21 protein-coding genes are annotated in these 22,305 nt (G+C 45.6%); 16 read left to right on the forward strand and 5 right to left on the reverse strand.

What is annotated here, in order from left to right:
* Positions 1-13: 13 nt before the first annotated feature.
* Together HP552_RS16025 and HP552_RS16030 are read right to left on the reverse strand one after the other, a co-directional pair.
* Positions 14-1,615, reverse strand: a complete 1,602-nt coding sequence (locus tag HP552_RS16025) for a helix-turn-helix domain-containing protein (protein ID WP_175396436.1) — start codon at positions 1,613-1,615, stop codon at positions 14-16.
* The gene (locus tag HP552_RS16030) at positions 1,596-3,344 is read right to left on the reverse strand and encodes a sensor histidine kinase (RefSeq protein WP_246310916.1); all 1,749 of its coding nucleotides are present in this window, start codon (positions 3,342-3,344) and stop codon (positions 1,596-1,598) included. The genes HP552_RS16025 and HP552_RS16030 overlap by 20 nt, the downstream gene beginning before the upstream one ends.
* 339 nt (positions 3,345-3,683) lie before the next feature.
* Here HP552_RS16030 and HP552_RS16035 point away from each other — a divergent pair, with 339 nt between their 5' ends.
* Genes HP552_RS16035 through HP552_RS16045 form a run of 3 tightly spaced genes read left to right on the forward strand, consistent with a single transcriptional unit; the run spans position 3,684 to position 7,194 of the window.
* Complete coding sequence (locus HP552_RS16035) at positions 3,684-4,607, forward strand: ABC transporter permease (RefSeq protein WP_175396437.1); 924 nt, start codon at positions 3,684-3,686, stop codon at positions 4,605-4,607.
* A gap of 13 nt (positions 4,608-4,620) precedes the next feature.
* Entirely contained in the window at positions 4,621-5,541 is a 921-nt protein-coding gene (locus HP552_RS16040; RefSeq protein ID WP_175396438.1) for a carbohydrate ABC transporter permease, read from the forward strand.
* A 39-nt stretch (positions 5,542-5,580) separates the two neighbouring features.
* A complete protein-coding gene (locus HP552_RS16045; protein ID WP_175396439.1) occupies positions 5,581-7,194 on the forward strand; it encodes a type 2 periplasmic-binding domain-containing protein in 1,614 nt (537 codons plus the stop codon).
* 392 nt (positions 7,195-7,586) lie between these two features.
* On the opposite strand, the gene HP552_RS16050 is transcribed toward HP552_RS16045, so the two are convergent.
* Entirely contained in the window at positions 7,587-7,715 is a 129-nt protein-coding gene (locus HP552_RS16050; RefSeq protein WP_095358309.1) for a DUF4023 family protein, read from the reverse strand.
* A 152-nt stretch (positions 7,716-7,867) separates the two neighbouring features.
* On the opposite strand from HP552_RS16050, the gene HP552_RS16055 reads away from it, so the two are divergent.
* The 5 genes from HP552_RS16055 to HP552_RS16075 all read left to right on the forward strand — a co-directional run bounded on the left by HP552_RS16055 (position 7,868) and on the right by HP552_RS16075 (position 12,397).
* Positions 7,868-8,620, forward strand: coding sequence for a TrmB family transcriptional regulator (locus HP552_RS16055; RefSeq protein WP_175396440.1), 753 nt, complete (start codon positions 7,868-7,870; stop codon positions 8,618-8,620).
* A 95-nt stretch (positions 8,621-8,715) separates the two neighbouring features.
* Positions 8,716-9,879: an MFS transporter gene (locus HP552_RS16060; RefSeq protein ID WP_175396441.1), complete on the forward strand. Its 1,164-nt coding sequence runs from the start codon at positions 8,716-8,718 to the stop codon at positions 9,877-9,879.
* A gap of 188 nt (positions 9,880-10,067) precedes the next feature.
* The gene (locus tag HP552_RS16065; RefSeq protein ID WP_175396442.1) at positions 10,068-11,075 is read left to right on the forward strand and encodes an ROK family protein; all 1,008 of its coding nucleotides are present in this window, start codon (positions 10,068-10,070) and stop codon (positions 11,073-11,075) included.
* Between the two features lie 221 nt (positions 11,076-11,296).
* On the forward strand, positions 11,297-11,590 hold the full coding sequence (locus HP552_RS16070; RefSeq protein ID WP_175396443.1) for a DUF3817 domain-containing protein: 294 nt from the start codon (positions 11,297-11,299) through the stop codon (positions 11,588-11,590).
* 201 nt (positions 11,591-11,791) lie between these two features.
* Positions 11,792-12,397 (forward strand): pentapeptide repeat-containing protein, encoded by a 606-nt coding sequence (locus tag HP552_RS16075; protein ID WP_175396444.1) that lies wholly within the window; start codon positions 11,792-11,794, stop codon positions 12,395-12,397.
* Positions 12,398-12,527: 130 nt separating this feature from the next.
* On the opposite strand, the gene HP552_RS35390 is transcribed toward HP552_RS16075, so the two are convergent.
* Positions 12,528-12,659 (reverse strand): hypothetical protein, encoded by a 132-nt coding sequence (locus HP552_RS35390; protein WP_281366050.1) that lies wholly within the window; start codon positions 12,657-12,659, stop codon positions 12,528-12,530.
* 202 nt (positions 12,660-12,861) lie between these two features.
* Between HP552_RS35390 and HP552_RS16080 the strand changes: the two genes are divergently transcribed.
* The 6 genes from HP552_RS16080 to HP552_RS16105 all read left to right on the forward strand — a co-directional run bounded on the left by HP552_RS16080 (position 12,862) and on the right by HP552_RS16105 (position 19,402).
* Positions 12,862-13,194, forward strand: coding sequence for a thioredoxin family protein (locus HP552_RS16080; protein ID WP_175396445.1), 333 nt, complete (start codon positions 12,862-12,864; stop codon positions 13,192-13,194).
* Between the two features lie 107 nt (positions 13,195-13,301).
* Positions 13,302-14,324 (forward strand): LacI family DNA-binding transcriptional regulator, encoded by a 1,023-nt coding sequence (locus HP552_RS16085; RefSeq protein WP_175396446.1) that lies wholly within the window; start codon positions 13,302-13,304, stop codon positions 14,322-14,324.
* Positions 14,325-14,513: 189 nt separating this feature from the next.
* Positions 14,514-15,437 (forward strand): ABC transporter permease, encoded by a 924-nt coding sequence (locus HP552_RS16090; RefSeq protein WP_175396590.1) that lies wholly within the window; start codon positions 14,514-14,516, stop codon positions 15,435-15,437.
* Positions 15,438-15,452: 15 nt separating this feature from the next.
* Positions 15,453-16,340, forward strand: coding sequence for a carbohydrate ABC transporter permease (locus HP552_RS16095; protein WP_175396447.1), 888 nt, complete (start codon positions 15,453-15,455; stop codon positions 16,338-16,340).
* Between the two features lie 47 nt (positions 16,341-16,387).
* On the forward strand, positions 16,388-18,031 hold the full coding sequence (locus HP552_RS16100; protein ID WP_175396448.1) for a type 2 periplasmic-binding domain-containing protein: 1,644 nt from the start codon (positions 16,388-16,390) through the stop codon (positions 18,029-18,031).
* Between the two features lie 21 nt (positions 18,032-18,052).
* Positions 18,053-19,402: a glycoside hydrolase family 30 protein gene (locus HP552_RS16105; RefSeq protein WP_175396449.1), complete on the forward strand. Its 1,350-nt coding sequence runs from the start codon at positions 18,053-18,055 to the stop codon at positions 19,400-19,402.
* Between the two features lie 80 nt (positions 19,403-19,482).
* Here the strand turns inward: HP552_RS16105 and HP552_RS16110 are convergent, their stop codons facing one another.
* A complete protein-coding gene (locus tag HP552_RS16110) occupies positions 19,483-19,881 on the reverse strand; it encodes a hypothetical protein (protein ID WP_175396450.1) in 399 nt (132 codons plus the stop codon).
* A 213-nt stretch (positions 19,882-20,094) separates the two neighbouring features.
* Here HP552_RS16110 and HP552_RS16115 point away from each other — a divergent pair, with 213 nt between their 5' ends.
* On the forward strand, positions 20,095-21,183 hold the full coding sequence (locus HP552_RS16115) for a glycosyltransferase family protein (protein WP_175396451.1): 1,089 nt from the start codon (positions 20,095-20,097) through the stop codon (positions 21,181-21,183).
* A gap of 28 nt (positions 21,184-21,211) precedes the next feature.
* Positions 21,212-22,285 carry a glycosyltransferase WbsX family protein gene (locus tag HP552_RS16120; protein ID WP_175396452.1) on the forward strand — a complete coding sequence of 358 codons (1,074 nt, stop codon included), beginning with the start codon at positions 21,212-21,214 and terminating at the stop codon, positions 22,283-22,285.
* Positions 22,286-22,305: the final 20 nt, after the last annotated feature.

Here is a 22,305-nt window from a genome sequence, read left to right on the forward strand (position 1 = left end):
TCTCCAATTTAATTCATACGCGGCTTATTTTCGCATTCTTTCTATACTCGTTTGGACTGCATCCCACTTCCTGCTTGAACAGCTTGGCGAAATGTGAGTAATTCGTATACCCGACACTACAAGCAATGGCATGAACAGACTGGGCACTGGTTTCGAGCAGCCGTCTGGCGGCTGCGAGGCGGGTACGAATGACATAATGGCCGAGGGATATTCCCATTTCTTTTTTGAATAATCGTGCGAGATAATCCGGATTCAAAAATACGATTTCCCCCAGGCTGTTCCGGGTGAGATCTTCACCGCAATGGCTGCGAATGTATTCGGTAATTTCATGCACAACCGACTTGGGCTGCTCGGTAAAATTCAAATAATCTGCAGCGGTATTGACCAAATAAGCGATATAAGCGTGCATATCCTCGATGGAGTTCAGGGATTGCATGAACAATTGATCATTGGTTTTGCCCATATATAACTTGTGAGCTTCGATCTCTTTGCTTTTCAAATGGGCATACACTAATTGAACCAGATCCAGACGCAACAGGCGAAGAGCCGCCGTACCACTCCCTCCATTACGGACCAGATGCTGCATGTAGTCTGCTGTCTGATCCAGGAAGTCCGTGTAGCGGTTCTCCTGCAGCAATTGTTCCAGCATTCCAAGATCTGGCGGAAGGTAATGCAGTTCCTGACCGTTATAATGCGCAAGCAGGAAGGTTTGATTGCGGTTTTTGATTCTCTCTTCGTTCATGCGGAGCAATTCATCGATGGTATAGCGAATCTGTTCCAACGGTCGCGAAACACCGAGACTGCAGCAGGCATCACTCTTCAGGAATTCGTTTGCTTGCGGAATGAATGAGCTGCACATGGCTTCAAGTAGATCTATATCCGGCTTTTGATTCCATTTCAAAATAACCATCCAGTTATATGATTTAATCTCCGTAACGGCCTCAATGGAGAACCAGACATGTTGAAACTGTTCAACCATGACATTTAAACAGGCATAATCGAATAAGTTTTTGTCCGTCATGCCTAGGCTTCGTTCATGGGGAAACAGATGGATCAGAATTGGAAGAAATTGATCTGCTGCTTGATAAGGCAGATGCTGCTCGGTCAAAAATGAAGAGACGTCAGCACGGCCGGAGGGAAAAGCTTTGCCAAAGATCAGCCTGCGCCAGCTGTCCTCAACCAGCTTGCTCCGATTTTTTTGCCAAAGTTCCCCCTCTTGAATGGCCTTCTCAATAAACTGCTGTTCCCTGGCTTTGGCAATGGCTTTTTGAACAATGAGCGTGAGCTTGTCAAATTCAATCGGTTTCAGGAAATAATCAAAGCTCTGCAGTTCGATGGCTTTCTGAGCATAGTTGAAATCAGCATAGTTGGTCAGAAAAATGGTTTGTATGTTGAAGGACTCCTCTCGAACCCACGCCAGTAATTCAAGCCCGCTCCCCTGGGGCATCTCAATATCGCAAATAAGGATCTGAACAGAGTGACGCTCCAAAATGTCTTTAGCCTGCGCAATATTATAGGCCGTATATATGGTGTTGATACCCAGCGCATTCCAATCCAATTTCTTCTCCAGCGCCATCACAACAAAATAATCATCATCAACCAGCAATGTATTCATGTGTTAACCCCTCCTTCGGATTTCCTGTGGGATGCAGCATTTTGGGTAGAGTCAGTACGATCAGCGCACCTCCGTCGTTAGCAAATGAAATATTCGCATCGTGACGGTAAAGCAGCTCCAACCGCTGAATGGTATTCATAATGCCGATCCGGTTGCCTCCTGTTTGTTCCAGAACTTCTCCTCGCATCAGCAAATCAAGAATTTCCGGAGAGAAACCTGGGCCTGTGTCACTGATCCGAATGACCATCTGATCACCATTGTCCAGCTGCTGTTCCGTTACGGATAACGTAATACATAACTCCCGATCTCTCGAAACTCCATATTTGACGGCATTCTCAATAAATGTCTGTATCACGAGAGGAGGCACTACAATGCCATTGATGTTAGCGGATTGTTCTATTCGATATGAAAAAGCATCGCGGTAGCGTGATTTTTGGATATCCAGAAACGTTCGTACGTGTTCAATCTCATCCTCAAGCAGGACAAAATTTTCGTCACTTTGGAAGATATAACGGAAATACCGCGAGGTTGCGAGCGCCATGCTTTCAATTTCTTCGTACATTTGCATCTGTGCCATACTGTACATGCTGGTCAGACAATTCAGGAAAAAATGGGGTTTGATCTGTAATTTCATATAATCCAAACGTATACGCTGCTTCTCCAATTCTTGTTCGTAGCGATCAATTTTGAATCGTTTAATCTGGCTCACCAGTTCCTTGAACTGTTCATTCACTTGTTCCAGCTCCGTAATCCGGGTGCTCTTGAAGTCTGTTGCTTCATCGCCTTCGTTAATGCGCGCAAGGTTTCGGGAAAATCGCTGAATCGGGATAAGCAGATTCCTTCTGAAAAACAGCATAATCGCACTTAACGTCGAGGTCACGATCAGAAAAAGCAGCATAATGAGCAGTTGAGCTACCATTATTTTCTCAAATGCACCGAACTTGATGACCATATGAGCGCTGAATGCCGCATTGGAGAACGTACTGCTGACCACATTGCTGGACTGGAAGCGCTCGAGAAAGGAAGGTTTTGATGCAGGAAGGTTACGATCCTTTGGAGGTCCAGACAGCTGTTCTCCGTACTCATTGACGAGCGAAGCGTAACCGCTTGCTCCCAGATTAATTTGCTGTAGAGGAGCGATCAGCTCGTCGGCTGAAATGAGAGCAATCAAATACCGGTTGTAGTAAGGTACGATATTGATCAGATATGATGTGCCGTTTGCGTGAATCGGTGTCCAGCGGGAATAAAATTTTTCATATACACCTTTATCACGGGTTAGTGTGATAATCTGACTCTTTACTTCCAAATAATCAGAGTAGGGAATGCTCATCGGTGCGCAGTTAAGGAAATATTGACTGTTCTCCAGATAATAAAAGAAATGATATGCCTGGCCATAGTTCCGCTGTAGTTCGGCGAAAAGCTTGTGCAGTTTCTCATTCGACTTCAAGAACGGAATGCTGTTCACACCGTAGGTATTCATGGTACTCAGGTTCTCGTCATTGGCCAGTGTCCAGCCCATGAAATGATTAATGTAAGCAAAATCATGATTAATGCGATTGATGTACAGATCGGCCGCATCCTGCAAGTATTGAGTGGATTGCTGTTTGACCATGGAAATCGAAGCAATGCTGATCACCAGATCCAAGATGAGCACGATAAAGGAAATACCGATCATCATGCGGACATAATGGCGGATGGGATAAGGTTTGATGGCGTTCAATTTTGACATGGATCAATGCACCACTTTCTTGTTACTTGATTATGAATGCGCTTTAATTTCTCAGGAATAGTATAAAACCTATTGTTGAAAAAAGCATAACGATTTGCGGCTGATGAGCCAGAAGTCCGGAATGCACATGCAGAGGTCCGGATAACACCAAATATCCCACGCTCTTATCATGTGCCTTTCTCACAGGACCAGAAATGGAACAGCTGAAGTCCGAATAACAGCATAATTAGGTCCGATAATCAGAATAGGGAACGAGTTATACTGAAGTCGTTCCCGGAGAAGAGGGATGGATGGGGAGAACATGCGCACCATTACATAATGGGAAGAGAGGGGATACTCATGAGGAGCGAACAACTTCAAATCGCAAAGACGTGGGAGAGAATCAGGCGAAACTGGGGACTGTACCTGCTGCTTTTTCCTGCTGTTACGTTGACGCTATTATTTGCCTACAAGCCAATGTATGGTGTGTTAATTGCATTTAAAAATTACAGTCCGGCCTTGGGAATTGAGGGCAGCCCTTGGGCAGGATTTAAATATTTTGAGAAGTTCTTTCATTCCTATCAGTTCTCGAATACCATTCGCAACACACTTCTGATTAGCTTGTACAGTCTTGCAACATTTCCAATTCCCATTATGCTGGCATTAATGGTGAACCAGATGAGAGCAGGCCGGTTCAGGAGATTCTTTCAAACCATTTCTTACATGCCTCATTTTATTTCGACAGTGGTCATGGTAGGACTGATGCTGATTCTGCTCTCTCCCAGTACAGGTCTGGTAGGAAACATATATCAGTTGTTTGGTGGGCAGGCGCCGGATCTGATGGGTTCATCTTCGCTGTTCAGCAGTGTATACGTTTGGTCTGATGTGTGGCAGCACGCCGGGTGGGACAGCATTATTTACATTGCGGCACTATCTGCTGTGGATCCGAGCCTCTATGAAGCTGCTACTGTGGACGGGGCGAGCAGGTGGCACAAAATTCGTTACATTGATATTCCGATGCTGCTGCCTACCGCGATTACGCTGCTCATTTTACGGGTTGGCGGATTACTTGGGGTTGGATTCGAAAAGGTTTATCTCATGCAAAACGACTTGAATATCCTGTCCAGTGAGATTCTGTCCACTTATGTTTACAAAATCGGCTTGCTCAGCAGTCAATACAGCTTCTCGTCTGCAATCAACCTGTTCAATACGCTCATCAATTTCATATTGCTCATCATGGTCAACCAGTTATCCAAGAAATACAGTGAAAACAGTCTATGGTAAAGGGGGAAGCGAAATGAACGCCATGGAACCCGTAATAATAAACAAAACTCCCCGTGCCAAAAGGCGGCCACGCCTCTCCTTTGGTGAGACCCTGCTGTATGTCTTTGCCGTTCTTTTTCTGATCGTGGTCATCTATCCTATCTATTTTATTGTGATTGCTTCGTTCAGCGATCCTTCAGCTGTGGCTAACGGACAGGTTTGGGTGTTTCCCAAGGGTTTTACACTGGAAGGTTATAAGGAACTGCTGCGGCACGAGAACATCTGGATCGGCTATCGCAATACCATTATGTACACGGTGGTGGGAACGCTTATTGGACTAATTGTCAATGTATCGGCGGCTTATGCATTATCGAGGAAGGATTTGGTTGGCCGCAAATTTTTCTCACTGTTTTTTATCTTTACGATGTTTTTTAGCGGTGGACTGATTCCAACTTTTTTGACGATACGTGATTTTAACTTGTATAACACATTTTTGGTCATGGTGCTTCCGTTCTCTGTGGTGGTATTTGACATGATTGTCGCCCGGACATTTTTCCAGACGAGTATACCGAATGACCTATGGGAGGCAGCCCAGATTGACGGCTGTGGCAATCTCAGATATTTCATATTGATCGTATTACCGCTGTCCAAAGCCATTCTTGCCGTATTGGGATTATGGATTGCTGTGGGGTATTGGAATTCCTATTTCAACGCCCTAATTTATTTGAAAGACCCCAATCTGTACCCGCTTCAACTCATATTGCGCAACATCCTGATTACGAATCAGATGCAGTCCGGAATGGGAACCGGTGAAGCGGCACAAGTCGCTCTGCGTCTGGCCAATTTAATGAGATACTCCGTAATCATCATCGCTACTGTTCCAATTATGTGTGTGTATCCCTTCATTCAGAAATATTTCAATCAGGGGGTGATGATTGGCGCGGTGAAGGAGTAAGCCAGCTTAAGATCAAATACGAATCTGGGGGGTTCCAACATGCGGAAAAAGATGAGCAAGACGTTATTCACCCGAATAAGTAGCCTGCTTCTCGTATCGGTCATGCTGGTAAGCGTGGTTGGGTGCAGTAGTGGAACTAGTGGTGAGACCACTGAAACTACAGTAACAAGTGATTTTAACCAGGAAGGTCTGCCGATCGTCAATAATCCGGTCACACTTAAAGTGCTGACAGTTCGCTGGGGCAATATGGGGGATACCTTTACCCAGAATCAGTGGCTGAAGGATCTGGAGAAAAACTCCAATGTGCATATTGAGTGGCAGGTCATGTCCTCCAACGACTGGGGGGAACAAAAATCGATTATGCTTGCCAGTGGCACGCTTCCGGATATTATTCTCGGGGATCAGGTGTTCAGTGATTCGGATATTGTGAACAATCTGAGCTATTTCCGTCCGCTGGATGAGTATATCGACTCCTATATGCCTAACTTAAAAGCAGCCATGGAAGAAACGCCCGAAATGAAAAAAATCAGTACATTTCCCGACGGCAAAATTTATTCCATGCCAACCAGGCTGCCTGCCCGTCCAAAAAGCAGAAATCAGCCTGTGATTAACAAGGAATGGCTCGACAAGCTCGGGTTAAAGGCGCCACAGACAACAGAAGAGCTATATCAGGTGCTAAAAGCATTCAAAGAACAGGATCCTAACGGAAATGGCAAACCGGACGAAATTCCTTATACGGAAACGGGGCTTAATGTGGATTTTCTGAATCCATTCGGAATCACGGACATCAACGGAAGCAGCATGATGATACAAGAAGGGAAGCCGGTGTTTTACCCCACAACCGAAGCTTACAAGGAAGCACTTGCCTATACCCATAAACTGTACGCTGAAGGATTAATTGACCAGGAATTATTCACGCATGATAATACTATGACATCCGCCAAGTGGCAAAATGCAGATATTCCGATTGTTGGCTTCAGCAACCAATGGACACCGGATGCTGTCTTTGGAAAATGGAGCGACCAATATGAGGCCATTGCGCCCATCGCTGGACCTGACGGCAAACGGTATCAGCCGGGCGACCCGGGTGGCATGAATCTGGCCCGTAACGAGCTGCTCATTACGACTTCCTGCACTGTTCCGGAAGTTGCCGCACGCTGGGCAGATCAGTTCTATACGAACGAGGCCAGCATCCAGAATTTCTGGGGTGCCATTGGGACCGTAATTCAGAAAAATGAGGATAGCACCTACACATTGATGGACCCGCCTGCAGGTACTAGCGCCGATGCATGGTACTGGGATCAATCTTTGCGTGATTTTGGACCCAAATATGTAAGCCCTTCCTTCGAAGATAAAATAAAGCTGAATCCCCAGGCTGGGGATGGACTTAAGCTGCAGATCGATCAACTGGGAAGTGCGGATGTAACCACGCCATATCCGAAGGTCATGTATAATGCGGAAGAATTCCAGGAGCTGCCGACATTGACGACTGATATTGACGGATACGTGGCGACGATGCGTGCCCAGTGGGTAACCAAAGGCGGGATCGAAGAAGGCTGGGATGCTTACATCCAAAAGCTGAACGATATGGGTCTGGAGCAATTATTGAAGATCCGTACAGATGCATACGAACGTTACATGAATGTCAAATAAGTTTGGCAACGATGATCACATCAGTGATAGAACATACAAAAGGATGCATCTCCATATGTGGAGGCATCCTTTTGTTCTTGTTACTTGCGTTTTAACAATAAAACGCCGCTGATCGTGGACGTTCTTTTACGGTATACGATTTTAAAACCGATGTCATTGCTCGATATGAAGTAGGTATGCTGCAGGTGTTCCATAGATTATTCAAAACAGCTTGGTAAGAATTAATAGTTGGAGGAGGGGGGATGAGAGGGTACATGACCGCTACTAAGGAAGCCTTACGGTGAGTAATAGTTTGTATTCATGGGATGAGATAAGGAAGAGAAGGATCTCATACCGAGATCCCTTTCCTGGTTCTTGAACCGTTTCGCTCCACCCGGCAATATCACGCCAGATTACTTTTTCGTGCCGTGCTGCTTGGTAGGCAGCTTGTCGCTGGGCGTTCCTTTGCCATTGTTCTTGTTATGACGGGCCTTCTCAGCATTCTCATTGACCTTTTGTACAAATTCGTGGGTGCTCTCCATGAACGAATGCAGCTCCTTTGCGATCAAAATGTGTACCCGGATCTTAATATAACCATTGGAAGTCCATTATATGAAACTGGACAAGGGCGGGGACGATGTCTAAACTGGAATGTAGCAAACGATACATAATAAGAAGGAGCGCGGGTCCGATCATGCTGCAGAAATTCGGTTTTACCCAATATGAAAGTCAGGTGTATGAGGCTATTTTTGCCCAGGAAGAACCGCTTGATGCATCATCGATTGTCAATCACTCCAATGTTCCCAAAGCCAAGATTTATGAAGTGCTCAATCGGCTTATCGATAAAGGCATTGTATTGACCACGATGCATGGCAAGAAAAAACTGTACACGGCAGTTGATCTTCAGTCCATTATTTTAAAAATCAGAGCGGACTTTGAGAAGGATATTGAGGAATTAAAGACCTATAAGATCAAACGAACGTTCACGGATGAGCATATCTGGACGCTAAAGGATGAAACATCGATTGGTTCCAATATCGAGCAGCTCATTGAGGAGGCTGATTCATCGATTCTTTTTTTGGCCTGGAATGAGAAGATGGAGAACTATCGTACGCTTCTGGAGCAAAAGGAACAGCAGGGGGTCCACGTTGAGGTCCTGTCTGTGGGAGGATTAGAGACGTCCCTGACTCATAAATATGCATTAATCCCCATCCTGGACAAGCTGGAACCGCTGCAGCTGCTCATCGTTGACCATAGCTATCTGTTGTTTGCTGGGATGGAGCATGATTCATGGAAAGCAATCAAGACCATGTCCAAGCCGATCGTCAAAGCGATGACGGATTATTTCTATCATGATATTGCCCTTACTCAAATAACCAAAAAGTATGGGGATCAGCTGCTGCAGGATGAAGAAATATCCAAGTTGTTGGCCAGGCTGATTTATTAGAAAACTATTCTTTTATGAATAGTTTTTTTTTTATTGAAATCTCACTCTTTATAGGTTACTATCGTAGTTGTAACTTTTGGGGAGGATTCAAAAACATGAACAATAAAGTGTACCTGCTTGCGATTGCGGCTTTTGTGGTTGGAACCGTAGAGCTTATTTTGGGCGGAATTCTGGACCTGATTGCCACAGATCTTCATCTGACTCTGGCGAAAGCCGGATATTTAATTTCCATCTTTTCGTTGGTTTATGCCATATCTGCACCTATTCTGTTAAACGTAACGGCCAGATTTGAACGTAAAAAGGTATATATGTGTACGCTGCTGATCTTCCTGGTCAGTAACCTCATTTCCGCATTCAGTACCAGCTTTTATATACTGATGGCGGGCAGGGCACTTGGTGCTGCAGCAGGCTCGCTTATTTTTGTGCTTTCCCTTACACTGGCTGCGCGAATTGTGGAGCCGCAGTACAAAGGGCGTGCCGTAGGAATCATCACCATGGGGGGGAGTGCTTCGCTCATTCTGGGTGTGCCGCTCGGAATTTTCGTAGGTAATCTGGCCGGATGGCGCGAAGTCTTTTTGTTCATAGCCATTCTTACTGCCATTGTGATGGTGGCTATTGGGATGGTCATGGAACGTGTACAGCCAATTCCTGTAGTCTCACTCAAGAGGCAGTTTGCTGCCCTTTGGAATCCGAAAATGCTGGCAATCCACGTTACCACCTTGCTGGTTCTCGCGGGTCACTTGACGTTATATGCGTATTTCACACCGTTTCTCCAGGAAACATTGGGTGCTGGTTCTACCATGGTCACCTTTATCTATATGATGTTTGGCATCGCAGCTGTAGCAGGTGGGGGAATTGGCGGCATGTTATCGGATCGCCTGCATCCGGCAAAAGCGATTGTGATTGTGTTGATTCCTTTCATCGTGAGCATGGCTGCCATTCCATTCAGCATTGAACTGCCATTGATTGCATTCATGCTCCTGTTAAGTATCTGGAGTGCCTTGAGCTGGACGGTTACGCCGGTACAGAACAGTCTGATTATGAAAACATCTCCGGAAACAGCTGAAACGTTAATCAGCACCAACTCGGGGATCGCCCACGCAGGGATTGCCTTCGGCACGTATATCGGCGGTATCGTGATTAATCACTCATCCATTTTATACAACGGCTGGGTAGGATCCGTTCTCATACTGCTGGGATTGGTATCCGCCATTTATGCAATTAGTCGCAAGGAAGAGGCCATACAGGCAGCTGCATAGAGATTATGAAAGAAAGAGTACGCCAGTCTATCGAATTTAATAGATGGGTGTGCTCTTTTTGTGATACATCCGACGAATTTCAATGGATTTGGATGAAAAGAATCGGATATCTCTGCATGTCGTTTTTCTTCACTTTCAAGATATTGTATAGTTACTACATGACGTTGAAACGTGGAGGCATGGATGGAATGAAAATAGCGAACGCGATTTTGATGAAAGAAATCAATATAAACAACGTGCGCCAAGTTATGAAACGGGTTGAGACAGCCACCAAACCACAGCTTGCTTCATTAACCAAATTAAGTGTGGTTACGGTGAACTCACTGGTAAAAGAGTTATGTGAGAAGGGAGAGCTCTTCGAGGATGAGACGATCCCTTCCAACGGAGGCAGACCTGCTCTAACGTACCGTTACAACTATGATTTCAGTCTCGCTCTGGTGATGTATATGAATGACAAGCAGGGGCAGGATGTGATTACGGCAACCGTTATTAATTTGGAAAACCACATTCTGCTGAAAGAAGAGCATACCATGCCTGTTTTTGATCAGACACAATTCCATGTCATTATTGAACAAATACTGGCTCAGTTTCCCTCGATTAAAGGGATTGGAATCGGAATTCCCGGACAAACGGTGAATGGGGAGATAACGGTAAGCAGCCATCAGCAGTTAAAAGGAATTCGTTTGGTTGAGGATATTGAAGCGAAATTTGGGCTCCCGGTGATGGTAGAGAATGATGTGAACGCGGCAGTCAGCGGTTATTGTTCCCTGCAGGAACTGGATGAGGAGGATCACAGTGTAATCGGAATCTATTTCCCAACGCAATATCCTCCGGGCATGGGCATCTATCTGAATGGAAAAGTAGTCAAAGGCAGGAACGGCATGGCGGGAGAGATCAAATTTCTTCCCATGAAAATGGATTGGTACAGTCCCATGGAACCGCAAGTGTTTGCTGAAAAGGTATATATCATTATACAAACCGTGAATGCGATCCTTGCACCGGACAGAGTAGTGGTCTATCAAAAACAGGTAGAAGCAGATGCGTTTATTCGTGGATGGGAAGCATATCAGGCAGAGCAGTTAATGCCTGTCTTTCCTGAGGTGATTCTGAACGAATCTTTCCAGGAACATTTTGAAGCAGGCATGCGGTGGTTAACCTTAAAAGAGCTTGAACCAACCGTAATTCAAATTAATTGATCTTTTTTCGTTATCAATTGATCGAGCGAGAAACAACTTGAACTCAGCCGCGCATTTCGCGGCTTATTTTCATTGACCGAAGGAGTAGTTTAATCATGCCGATGCAGATTCATTAATTATTCAAATTTGAACCATATTTCAATCCAAGCCATGCGGTATACTGAATGAGGAGAACGTTACATAATTCACAAACCATGATTGGAAAGGTGAGATTGGATTTTATGGGAACTGTGACTGGCCGATTTAAAATAGCAGGAATATGGGAAGGGATATCCCTCCTCTTACTGATTCTGATTGCTATGCCTTTGAAATATTTTGCTGATATCTCTTCTCCGGTGACCATTATGGGCATGATTCACGGGATACTGTTTCCGCTGTATTTTATTACACTGGTACACCTGGCTGTTGTAAACCGGTGGAAGGCATCACGCTGGTTCATGGGCGTTGTGGCTGGTTTGCTGCCGTTTGGAACATTTGTATTTGAATCATATCTGAAAAAAAGAGACTGGAAATAAACTTCATATTTCAGCATAAAAAAGGCGATCAGCTTCCAATTGAATTTTTGGGAAGGAGAGACGTCTTTTTTCGTTACCTGGACTGTTTTTAAATTAAATTTCTTGACTTTTACCAGCAGTTAGGCAGGTACTTGACAGGGGTATGGTATAGTATAAAAAGTTTGGGTTACTAGAATCAAGATGTAAAGTAGGAGGTTTATCGTGTACCAATACAAGGATCAGGAATATGAATCGGTGCATTTTGACGGGCACGACTTAAGATATGGAGAGCTTGTGCGCTGTATTTTCAAGCAGTGTACCTTTATGAATGCCTCGATGGAGGAAATCGAGACAAGCAGTTGTCGGTTTATTGAATGTGATTTTAGAGGGGCGAGCCTGAACGGATCATTTCATACCGAATCCGCTTTTGAGAACTGTACATTTAACGGAGCCAACCTGTTTGTTTCCAAATTTACGTCCTGTAAAATGACCGGATCCGATTTCTCGGGGGCGCAGATGGATGGCGTAACCCTCATTCAGGGGGATTGGTCCTATACGAATCTGAGACATACAAAGCTGGGCAAACAGGATCTGCGAGGCATTCGATTCTATGAAACGGATTTCTCCGATACCGATCTTGGTAAGGCAGATCTAAGAGACTGTGACATGACCAGAGCAACACTGAGCAGAGCCAAGCTTCTGGGAGCGGATCTCCGCGGTGCCAATCTGGAAGGAATTGATTTGAAATCATTGGACGTCAAGGGTGCACGAATAGACAGGGAACAAGCGATTCTGTTTATGCGTTCGTATGGTGCGAAGGTAGATTGAACTAAAATGTAAATGGACACAAGCCTGCAGGAATCTACGGGTTCGTGTCCATTTTCGTGTCATCATGAAGCAGATTGATCTATGTGTTAGCTCTAAGAAGTAGGTAATGGGGTAGTATTAGCAACGAGGGTTATTTTACCGTACCGGTTTGTCGATCCGATAATAGGCTGTATCCGTTGTCAACGGAAGCGGCAGATGCAGAAGCGGCGAATGAAGCGAACAGACAGAGGGTAGCCAGCAATACCATGGTTTTTCTTTTCATAGACAAACCTCATTTCAATTAAGATGGTTGTGCATATCCAGTTTAATCCAGATTGGAGTGTTTTGGAAAGGGTATTTTTTATGTTTATGGAATTCCAGCTGGCTAATCATTGGACAGTCCATTCACATGCGAATTTTATCAGAGCTCGTAATCATGGTACACTGATACTTGCTAAACATTTTTGAGTAAGACGGAGGCGGACATGAAAGAAATGTATGAGTTAACGTCCATAGACATGGTTGAACAGTTTATCGAGCAGCATGAAATGAGTTTTCTATACGTCTCTCGCCAGGAATGCAGTGTATGCCATGCTTTGCTTCCCAAGATCAGGGAGCTGCTTAAGCCTTATCCGTCAATTCATCTGGGACACATCGATGCGAATCAGGTAGAAGAGGTGGCCTCGAGGTTTCTCATTTTGACCGTTCCGATCATGCTAATGCTGGTGGAGAAAAGGGAAGTTATCCGGGCTGATCGGTTTGTCCGTCTGGATCGCTTGGCAGAGCAATTGGAGCAGATTTACAACATGTATACTTAAGAAAAGCATGAGCCTACGACACGAAAAAAATTAAAGTGTTGTGTTGAAAACGGTTTTATGCTAATTTAACAATATAAAAACGTTTTTATAGTAAAGGACCAAACCTAATGGCTAAGATTACGATCAAAGATGTTGCAAGGGAAGCTGGTGTATCCATATCCACCGTCTCCAACGCCCTTAATGGTGTGGACGTCCTCAATCCGGAGACCAAATCTCACGTGCTGAAGGTGGCAGAGCGGTTAAACTACGTTCCCAATCTGAATGGCAAGCTGTTAAAATCCGGGCAAACCAAGATGCTGGGCTTCTTCACGACCAGTGTATCGGGTCCGTATTTCTATAAGCTGGTTGAGTCGATGTCTCGCGAGTGTGATCGTCTGGGCTATGGGCTGAATGTGTTTGTCACCAAGGATAAACAGGTCATCATGAGCAATATCCTGGGGCGCCGCGTCGATGGTGTCATCATATACGAAGAGCTTCGGATTGATGAGCAGGATATTTTGTCCATGCAAAAAGACAAGATCAAGGCTGTGTTTCTGGATCGGGTTTACCAGAGCGACACGATGGGGAGCGTCATTTTCGACTCCTATGTGGCAGCGTATGAAGCAACCAAGTACCTGATCTCGCTTGGACACAGGAAAATTGCTTACATATCCGGTGTCGACACAATGTTTGACAGCGTACAGCGCAGGGAGGGGTATTTGGCGGCTTTGCGTGAATACCAGCTTCCGGTGGATGATGACTATATCATTCAGGGTTATTTTGAGGAAGAGGGCACGTACAGTGCGATAAAATCCTTTTTGCACCTGCATCCAGGCAAGCGTCCCGATGCATTTCTGGCGGGTAACGACCTGAGTGCGATCGGCTGTATTCATGCTTTGAAATCGGAAGGGTATGAAGTTCCCCAGGATGTAAGTGTTGTTGGCTTTGACGATATTGATATCGCTCCCTATTTTTCGCCGCCACTTACGACGGTAAGGAACCAGATTGCAAGACAAGGGATACTGGCCATCAACCAATTGGTCGGCATGATCAAAAAGAAAGAGCAGGGCGCAGCCCAAAAATTAGCGGGTGAACTTATCGTAAGAGGTTCAAGTCACCTAAAGATCGACCGGAATGATGTTCAAGCATAGCTGTAAGGGATCATTCCCGGTCTTTTTTTTATGATCATGCAAGTGAAGGGGGTTTTTATGCACAAAAATAAAAACGTTTTTATATAAATGCGGCAAGTCAGAGGGGAGCAATGGAACGTGAGTAAATTAGCTGTAGAGACGACAGGCGGCAAAAAGCCGATCAGACCCGGTCATAAACAAAAGAAACCCATGGGGCAGAGGGTTAGAGAGTTCGTCGTGGACTATCGCAGACAATGGGAAATTCAGTCCATGATTATACCAGGCATTATTTTTATGATTATTTTTTGTTACATCCCGATTTACGGTTTGACGATTGCTTTCAAAAATTACACGGTCATCGATACGCTCGCTACCGCGCCATGGGTAGGTTTGGAGAATTTCAGAATTATACTGTCCGATAAATATTTCTGGGACGCGGTTGTGAATACGCTGGGAATCAGTTTTCTCAAATTGGGGATTGGATTCGTCATTCCGATCATTCTGGCGATCATGATCTACGAACTTAACAGCGGGCGATTCAAGAAATTTGTGCAAACGGTTTCATACATGCCGCACTTTTTGTCCTGGATTGTACTTGGCGGCATGCTCATTACCTGGTTTTCAACGACAGGTCTGTTCAACCAAATCCTGCTCAGTCTGGGACTCATCTCGCAGCCTACAAACATCTTGCTGGATGCAGGGAAGTACTGGTGGATTGCCACGTTATCGGATATATGGAAAGAGGCAGGCTGGGGGACTATTTTGTATCTGGCAATAATGTCGAAGATCGATCCCACCTATTATGAAGCAGCCAAAATCGATGGTGCAAGCAGGCTCAGACAAATCTGGAATATCACGCTCCCCAACATGAGATCGATCATCAGCTTGAATCTGATTCTTACTGTAAGCGGTTTACTTGGCTCCAACCTGGATCAGACACTGGTTCTGATGAATTCTCAAAACCGTGAAAAAGCAGAGGTCATCAATTCCTATGTGTATCGCATGGGGATGTCTCAAGGCGACTTTTCGTACGCGACAGCGGTTGGTTTGGGTGTCTCGATAGTGTCAGTTATTCTGCTGGTTACCGCGAACAAAATCACGAGCAAGCTCAACGATAATCAATCTGTGCTCTAGAAGGAGGCATACCGTGTGAATGGAAAGGTGGCTAAAGAAGATCTCGATAGCCGGATCTTTGATACCCTGAATATTGTTTTACTGGTGATATGTACTGTTATTATAGTGGTCCCGCTTTGGAATGTTATTATCTCTTCTTTTAGTTCTGGCAGGGCGCTGGCGGAAGGCGGTTTTATCTTCTGGTCACCAGAGTTCTCACTGGAGAACTATCGGGCTGTATTTAACGATCCAGGTATCTGGCAGGCCTTTTTCATTTCGGTTTCGAAAACGACAATCGGAGTGGTTACTCACGTATTTTTCTGCGCCATGGTCGGTTACGGTTTGAGCAAAAAGTACATACGGGGCCGTAAGTTATATGTTGCCATGGGTGTCATCACCATGTTCTTCTCGGGTGGAATGATTCCAACGTACCTCTTGATCAAATCCCTCGGTCTGCTTAACAGCTTCTGGGTATACATCATTCCGGCGTTGTTCAGTTTCTATGATGTTGTCATTCTGATGAACTTCTTCCGGAACGTCCCGGATTCCCTGGAAGAATCGGCCAAGATTGATGGCGCAGGGGATTGGCATATTTTCCTCAAAATTTTCATCCCGCTTTCCATGCCAGCGATGGCTACGATCGCGCTGTTCAATGGAGTCGGACAATGGAATGACTTCATGACCACCAAGTTGTACATTACGGATCAATCCCTGTACCCGCTGCAGATGATGCTCTATGAAATTATTGTTCAATCCCAGACCCAATCCATGCAAAATATCGGAGGCTCGGCGGTGATCGAAACGACGACCAAAGGCGTGCAGCTTGCCACCATTGTGATTACCACATTGCCGATCGTGCTGATTTATCCCATCCTCCAAAGGTATTTTATATCAGGAATGATGCTGGGTGCGGTCAAGGAGTAACGTTAATTCCGAGTTAGTTCAAATGACTATTTTGAGGAGGAAACACGATGTTGAAAATGAAGAAGGCCATTGGCCAAACGGGCGTTAAACTGAGTGCTGCCTTGCTGACAGCGGTACTGATGATTACAGGCTGCAGCGGGGGAGCGGGTGGCTCCAGTGAGGGAAACTGGGTTTCCATTGAAGACCGCTATACGGTTGATCCAGAGACCCCGGCTTGGCAATTGGACAAAAAAGAAGAAGTGACAGATCTGACCTGGTACGTCAACGCGGACTGGTGGAACACCGATTTTGGCAAAGACATTGTTACGAAGAAAATCAAAGAGGACCTGAACATCAACATTAAATTCATTACGGGAGATGACACCAAATTAAATACCTTTTTTGCCGGTGGAGATATGCCTGACCTGCTGACAGTGTTTGACTCCAACTCTCCTGTCGTGCAAAAGGCCGCAACCTGGGCACTGCCGCTGAATGATCTGGCTGAAAAATATGATCCGTATTTCAACAAAGTGGCTGCAGCCGATACCTTGAACTGGTTCCAGCTGGCTGATGGCAAGACCTACGGATACCCGAACTATTCCAATACGCAAGCCGATTATGATAGCGGTAACATTCCAGCCAAAACAGCATTTATCATCCGCAAGGATGTGTATGAGGCACTAGGAAGTCCCGTAATAGGTACACCGGAAGAATTCCAGAATGTGATGAAGCAGATCAAAGAGAAGTTTCCGACGCTGATCCCTTTCGGATTTAACTCTATCGGCGAAGGAACGGGTTCACTCGGAGATACCCTGCAGGATTTCATTGGTGTACCACTGGAGAGCGAGAATGGCGAATTCTATGATCGAAATCTCGATGAAGACTATCTTGCCTGGCTGAAGACGCTGAACACGGTATACAGAGATGGCAATATCAGTGATGACAGTTTTGCGGATGATGGTACAGCCTTTGAGGAAAAAGTGAAATCAGGAAAATACGCAACGATGCTGCTGGACGGCACGCCTCAACAAGGCGGTAATCTTCAAATTTACATGAGTGCCAATCCTGGCAAGGAGTATATTGCGATAGATGGTCCACAAAGTACCAAAGGTAATGCTCCAACACTGAATCAATCCGGGATTACCGGCTGGATGATTAACTTCATTTCCAAGGACAGCAAAGATCCGGCCAAAGCGATTCAGATCTTCACGTATCTGCTCAGTGAAGAAGGTCAGACGCTGATGAATTACGGCATCGAAGGTGAAACCTATCAAACCAAAGGGGACGGAACGGTAGAATTACTGCCTGCTGTGAAGGATTTGCAGCTCAACAATGCGGATAAGTTCAAAAAGGATTATCGTATGGGCGAATTCATGTTCTTCGGTCATGACCGTCATAAGGCATTAAGTGCGGATGCTTTTCCTGAGTCGATTAAACAAATGCAGGAATGGGGCAATGGCAAGCTCAAGCCACACTTCATCCTGGAGAATATTAACCCAGATCAAGGAACGCAGGAGGCACGTGCACTGTCTGCGATTAATACCAAATGGAATTCGACACTGGTAAGTATGGTTCGGGCCAAGGATGATGCTGCATTTGATAGTGCGCTGGCGGCATATAAGTCATTTTTGGATGAAAATCGCTGGGAGGAGATCGTGAAGGTCCGCAGTGAGAAGATGAAACAAAACAAGGAGAAACTGGGTATCCAATAAAAGAAATCCGGAGGGGATCAGATGAGCCGATTCAAGATCTATCAATCTACAGGAGAGCATGAGTTGTTTGCGCCTATATCAGAGAAACAATTGAAACCGCTTCATGCGGATCAGGAGACAATCGTAGTCCATCTGGATGATCAGCAGACGTTTCAGGAAATGGACGGTTTCGGAGCATCCTTTACCGATTCAGCGGCCTATCTGATCCATCAGGTATTAAGTGACGAACAGCGGGAAGAGGTCATGACCAGGTTGTTCCATCCTCGGGATGGCATCGGGTTGTCTGTTGTACGTAATCCGATGGGGGCATCGGATTATGCCAGAACGGTATACAGCTATAATGATCTGCCTGAAGGGGAAACGGATATGGAGCTCGCCCGTTTCAGCATTGCGCATGATAAGGAAGATGTAATTCCTTTAACCCAAAAGGCGCTGGAACTGAACCCGGAACTGAAGCTGTTTACTTCACCTTGGAGTGCACCCGGGTGGATGAAAACCAGTGGATCAATGATCACGGGTCAATTGAAGCGAGAATATTATTCGGTGTACGCCGAGTATTTTGCCAAATATATTCTGGCTTATGCGGAACATGGACTGCAGGTCTATGCGGTTACACCACAAAATGAGGCACTATATGAACCGGGACATTATCCAGGCATGTTGATGCCAGCGGAAGCGCAGGTGGATTTTATCAAAAATCATCTTAAACCTGCCTTTGTCCGTCAGGGCATTCAGACCAAAATTCTCTGTTATGACCACAACTGGGATGAGCCCGCTTATCCTCTTACCGCGCTGGAGCAGGCGGGAGAGGAAGTCGATGGCGTTGCCTGGCATTGGTACGGAGGCGAAGCATCGGCACAAACGAAGGTACATGAAGCATATGCAGGTAAAGAAGTACACTTCACTGAAGGATCAGGAGGGGAGTGGATTCCTCCCTTCGAGCAGGCTTTCTCCAATGTCATGCGCACAGGAATTCAGATTCTTCGAAATTATAGCAAGTCTCTGGTACTCTGGAATATGGCACTGGATGAGAACAACGGGCCAACGGTGCCGGGGTTCGGTCGCAGCACTTGTCGTGGCATCGTGCAGGTAAACCAGCAAACGGGTGAGCTTACGTATACTTTGGATTACTATGCCCTGGCTCATTTTAGTGCTATTATTCGCCCGAAGGCCGTTCGCGTCGAATCGACGTCAAGTCATGCCTCCATTCACAACGTTGCCTTCAACAACAGGGATGGTTCCATTGCCGTCGTTCTCTTCAATGATGGGGAAGAGTCTGGTGATATTCAGGTGAAGCTTCGTGATGAAGAGCTGTTAAGCATAAAAATGGAATCCAAAAGTGCATTGTCCATACTAATTCCCAGCCGATAATTTCGTAATCAAAAAAAACAAAGCCGAACCGCAGAGTGAAACATCTCTGCCGTTCGGCTTTTTCGCACGCTTTTATTGCATCATATCATCTGAATAGCGAGATTGGGCGTTCCTCCGCTATCGTCGATAAACAACACATATTGATTCCCGCTGGTTCCCGTCAGAACAAGGCCCGGTTGATTCAAGACACCCGGATTGTAGTACAACAACTGCTGCACTACCGGCAAAGCTGCAGGAAGGGTTGGCTGATTAAGCGCCATGATCCGGGTGGCGGCTTTTACACTGTCCCCTGCATCGATAACTCCGCCGACTCCGAGATTGTTTGTAAGGGAACTGCTGCCGTTAATCTGAAGATGGCCGGCAATTGTCTGATTTCCGTTCACCTGCAGATCCAACCCAACCGTTTCATTACCATTCACATGCAGGTTCTGATTGATGGTCTGGTTTCCCGTAACGAGGATGCTATCAAATGTTGGCAAACATATCAACTCCCATCTGGTCTTGATATATTCTATGAGGACAAGAACCGGATGGACACCGGGTTCTGGCACATTTATGGATAGAAACAGCCATTATACATAGTTGAACACCTAAAAATCCAATTCTAGAGCCAGTCATCCATGCATATTGTAGGCAGTGAGTGTCAATCCGTTTCGGGACGGGAGGGTTTGGTCATCAAAAAAAAGAGAAGCATGCAAGTCAAATCTCAAAAAAACAAGCTCTCTGTCCAGCATCCCAATCAACGGTTGCTAAGACAGATGAATGCCACATTAAATCGGAAATTGAAGTCGATTCAGCATCATCTGACCATCCAGCAGACGGATCTTCAGCAGCATCTGATGAAAATTTTACAGGATGGTCATCGTCCACCTAAGGTTGATCCGCCAAAGGTCGTGTATAAACAATTAAATGTGCTTCTGATTACGCCGTGTATGGATCGAGAGATTTCGTCCATGTCCGTTCTGCTGGAACAGAGTTTGAGGCATCTCGTGAAAAACATCTATGAAATCAAAACGATTCAACCTATTGAAACATACCTGGACGCATCCAATACGGATTTGATTCTCCTGTTGGGCGGTGAAGAGGCACTGCCGGAGGAGAACATTGAAGCGTTACGTGCCTCGCCGATCAAAAAGGCCATTTGGTTATCCGATCCATCTGGTGTAAAGCATCTGGAATCTGTGATCTCCTTATTCGATTATGTATTCACGCAGGATGCTGCGAATATTCCATCCTATCAGCGCATGGGTAATGCGTTATGTTATGAAGTTCCTTTTCCACCGAATCCTAACGTATTCTATCCTCAGACAGCTCGCAAGCATCACGAATCTGATGTGTATATCATTGGAGATGCGCAGCCTGGCAGTTGCCTTTTTGAATTTGCGAATCATGCCCTATTGTCCGGCAAAAAGGTACGAGTTGAGGGGAAGGGATGGAAGCGACGAAATGGAGCATTTATCCCTGTACAGGCTCATGAAGATCGGGAATGGTTGTACAACGGTGCCAAAATTGTTATTCAGGACAACTCTTCGATCAGAAGCATGTTGGAGGTGGCGGCTTGCGGAACATTCCAATTGATCTCGATCTCTTCAACTGTTGATCCGGATACGGACGTATTCCAAAGCTACAATTCGCTTGAGCAGCTCGTGGAGAAGTTTGACTATTACTGGAACCAGGTGGAACAGCGAAGACTGGCTGCTTCCCGGGCAATGGCTTACGTCAAATATAATCATTCCTATTTTCAGAAAAGCTTGCAGCTTCTGGATCGTATATTCCGATAAATCCGGCTGTCTAATGGAGGAATCCTGATTGAAACTTATTGCGTTGCATTTGCCTCAATTTCATCGGATTGCTGAGAATGACAAGTGGTGGGGGGAAGGATTCACCGAATGGACGAATGTGAGAAAAACAGTTCCCTTATATTCAGGCCATATTCAGCCCAGAAAGCCATTGCAGCAGAACTATTATGATCTGACGGACCCTGCGGTGCGCAAATGGCAGGCAGAGACAGCAAAATTATATGGAATATATGGATTCTGTTATTATCACTACTGGTTCAAGGGCAAGCGGCTGCTTGAAAAGCCGGTTGACGAGATCATAAAAACCGGGGAACCCGATTTCCCATTTTGTTTGTCTTGGGCCAATGAAACCTGGACTCGCAAATGGGATGGTCAGGAATCGGATATTCTCATTTCACAGGATTATGGAGATGAGAGCGACTGGAAAGAACATTTCGATTATCTGGTCACGGCTTTTAAGGACAAACGCTATATCCGGGTGGATGGAAAACCGATGTTCCTTATATACCGGCCTGCCAGCATTCCCCGTTGTGAGGAAATGATTCGTTACTGGCGCAAGCTGGCCATGAAACATGGGCTGGAGGGTATTCATTTTGTGCAAACGATAGGCGGATTCCCGACCTATAATAACCAGGTTTTTGACGCAAGCATGGAATTTGAGCCGCATTATACGTTTGCTCATGGTCACACGAACGAAATCTGGATCGAGATGAATATCGGGAGTCAGAAGCATATTGTCGTGAACTATGATAAAGTCTGGTCTGCCATGCTGGAAAGGTCGCCTCATCGAAACGGGGAAGTGGTATACCCGGGTGCTTTTGTAAATTGGGACAATACGCCGCGACGCGGCATGGACGGACAGAGTACACTTGGTTCCACTCCCGAGAAATTTGGGGTGTATTTGTCCAGGCAGATGGAGCGAAGCCGGAATTCGTACAAGAGTGGCTTCATGTTCATCAATGCCTGGAACGAGTGGGCAGAAGGCACATATCTTGAACCCGATGAAGAATATGGCTACGCCTATTTGAAAGAGATCAAAAGAGTCATCCAACTCAGCGAAGGACTCCATAGCAAATACTTATAATTGATGGGGTTCCTCATAGG

Origin of the sequence: Paenibacillus xylanilyticus (assembly GCF_013359935.1) — a bacterium.
GTDB lineage: Bacteria > Bacillota > Bacilli > Paenibacillales > Paenibacillaceae > Paenibacillus > Paenibacillus xylanilyticus.

Excerpts from the sequence above, each read along its gene's own strand:
- HP552_RS16035 (WP_175396437.1), top strand. The coding sequence starts at position 3,684 with ATGAGGAGCGAACAACTTCAAATCGCAAAGACGTGGGAGAGAATCAGG.
- HP552_RS35390 (WP_281366050.1), bottom strand. The coding sequence starts at position 12,659 with ATGAAAAGAAAAACCATGGTATTGCTGGCTACCCTCTGTCTGTTCGCT.
- HP552_RS16070 (WP_175396443.1), top strand. The coding sequence starts at position 11,297 with ATGGGAACTGTGACTGGCCGATTTAAAATAGCAGGAATATGGGAAGGG.
- HP552_RS16090 (WP_175396590.1), top strand. The coding sequence starts at position 14,514 with ATGGGGCAGAGGGTTAGAGAGTTCGTCGTGGACTATCGCAGACAATGG.
- HP552_RS16085 (WP_175396446.1), top strand. The coding sequence starts at position 13,302 with ATGGCTAAGATTACGATCAAAGATGTTGCAAGGGAAGCTGGTGTATCC.
- HP552_RS16045 (WP_175396439.1), top strand. The coding sequence starts at position 5,581 with ATGCGGAAAAAGATGAGCAAGACGTTATTCACCCGAATAAGTAGCCTG.
- HP552_RS16060 (WP_175396441.1), top strand. The coding sequence starts at position 8,716 with ATGAACAATAAAGTGTACCTGCTTGCGATTGCGGCTTTTGTGGTTGGA.
- HP552_RS16100 (WP_175396448.1), top strand. The coding sequence starts at position 16,388 with ATGTTGAAAATGAAGAAGGCCATTGGCCAAACGGGCGTTAAACTGAGT.
- HP552_RS16030 (WP_246310916.1), bottom strand. The coding sequence starts at position 3,344 with ATGTCAAAATTGAACGCCATCAAACCTTATCCCATCCGCCATTATGTC.
- HP552_RS16055 (WP_175396440.1), top strand. The coding sequence starts at position 7,868 with ATGCTGCAGAAATTCGGTTTTACCCAATATGAAAGTCAGGTGTATGAG.
- HP552_RS16065 (WP_175396442.1), top strand. The coding sequence starts at position 10,068 with ATGAAAATAGCGAACGCGATTTTGATGAAAGAAATCAATATAAACAAC.
- HP552_RS16080 (WP_175396445.1), top strand. The coding sequence starts at position 12,862 with ATGAAAGAAATGTATGAGTTAACGTCCATAGACATGGTTGAACAGTTT.
- HP552_RS16105 (WP_175396449.1), top strand. The coding sequence starts at position 18,053 with ATGAGCCGATTCAAGATCTATCAATCTACAGGAGAGCATGAGTTGTTT.
- HP552_RS16025 (WP_175396436.1), bottom strand. The coding sequence starts at position 1,615 with ATGAATACATTGCTGGTTGATGATGATTATTTTGTTGTGATGGCGCTG.
- HP552_RS16115 (WP_175396451.1), top strand. The coding sequence starts at position 20,095 with ATGCAAGTCAAATCTCAAAAAAACAAGCTCTCTGTCCAGCATCCCAAT.
- HP552_RS16050 (WP_095358309.1), bottom strand. The coding sequence starts at position 7,715 with ATGGAGAGCACCCACGAATTTGTACAAAAGGTCAATGAGAATGCTGAG.
- HP552_RS16040 (WP_175396438.1), top strand. The coding sequence starts at position 4,621 with ATGAACGCCATGGAACCCGTAATAATAAACAAAACTCCCCGTGCCAAA.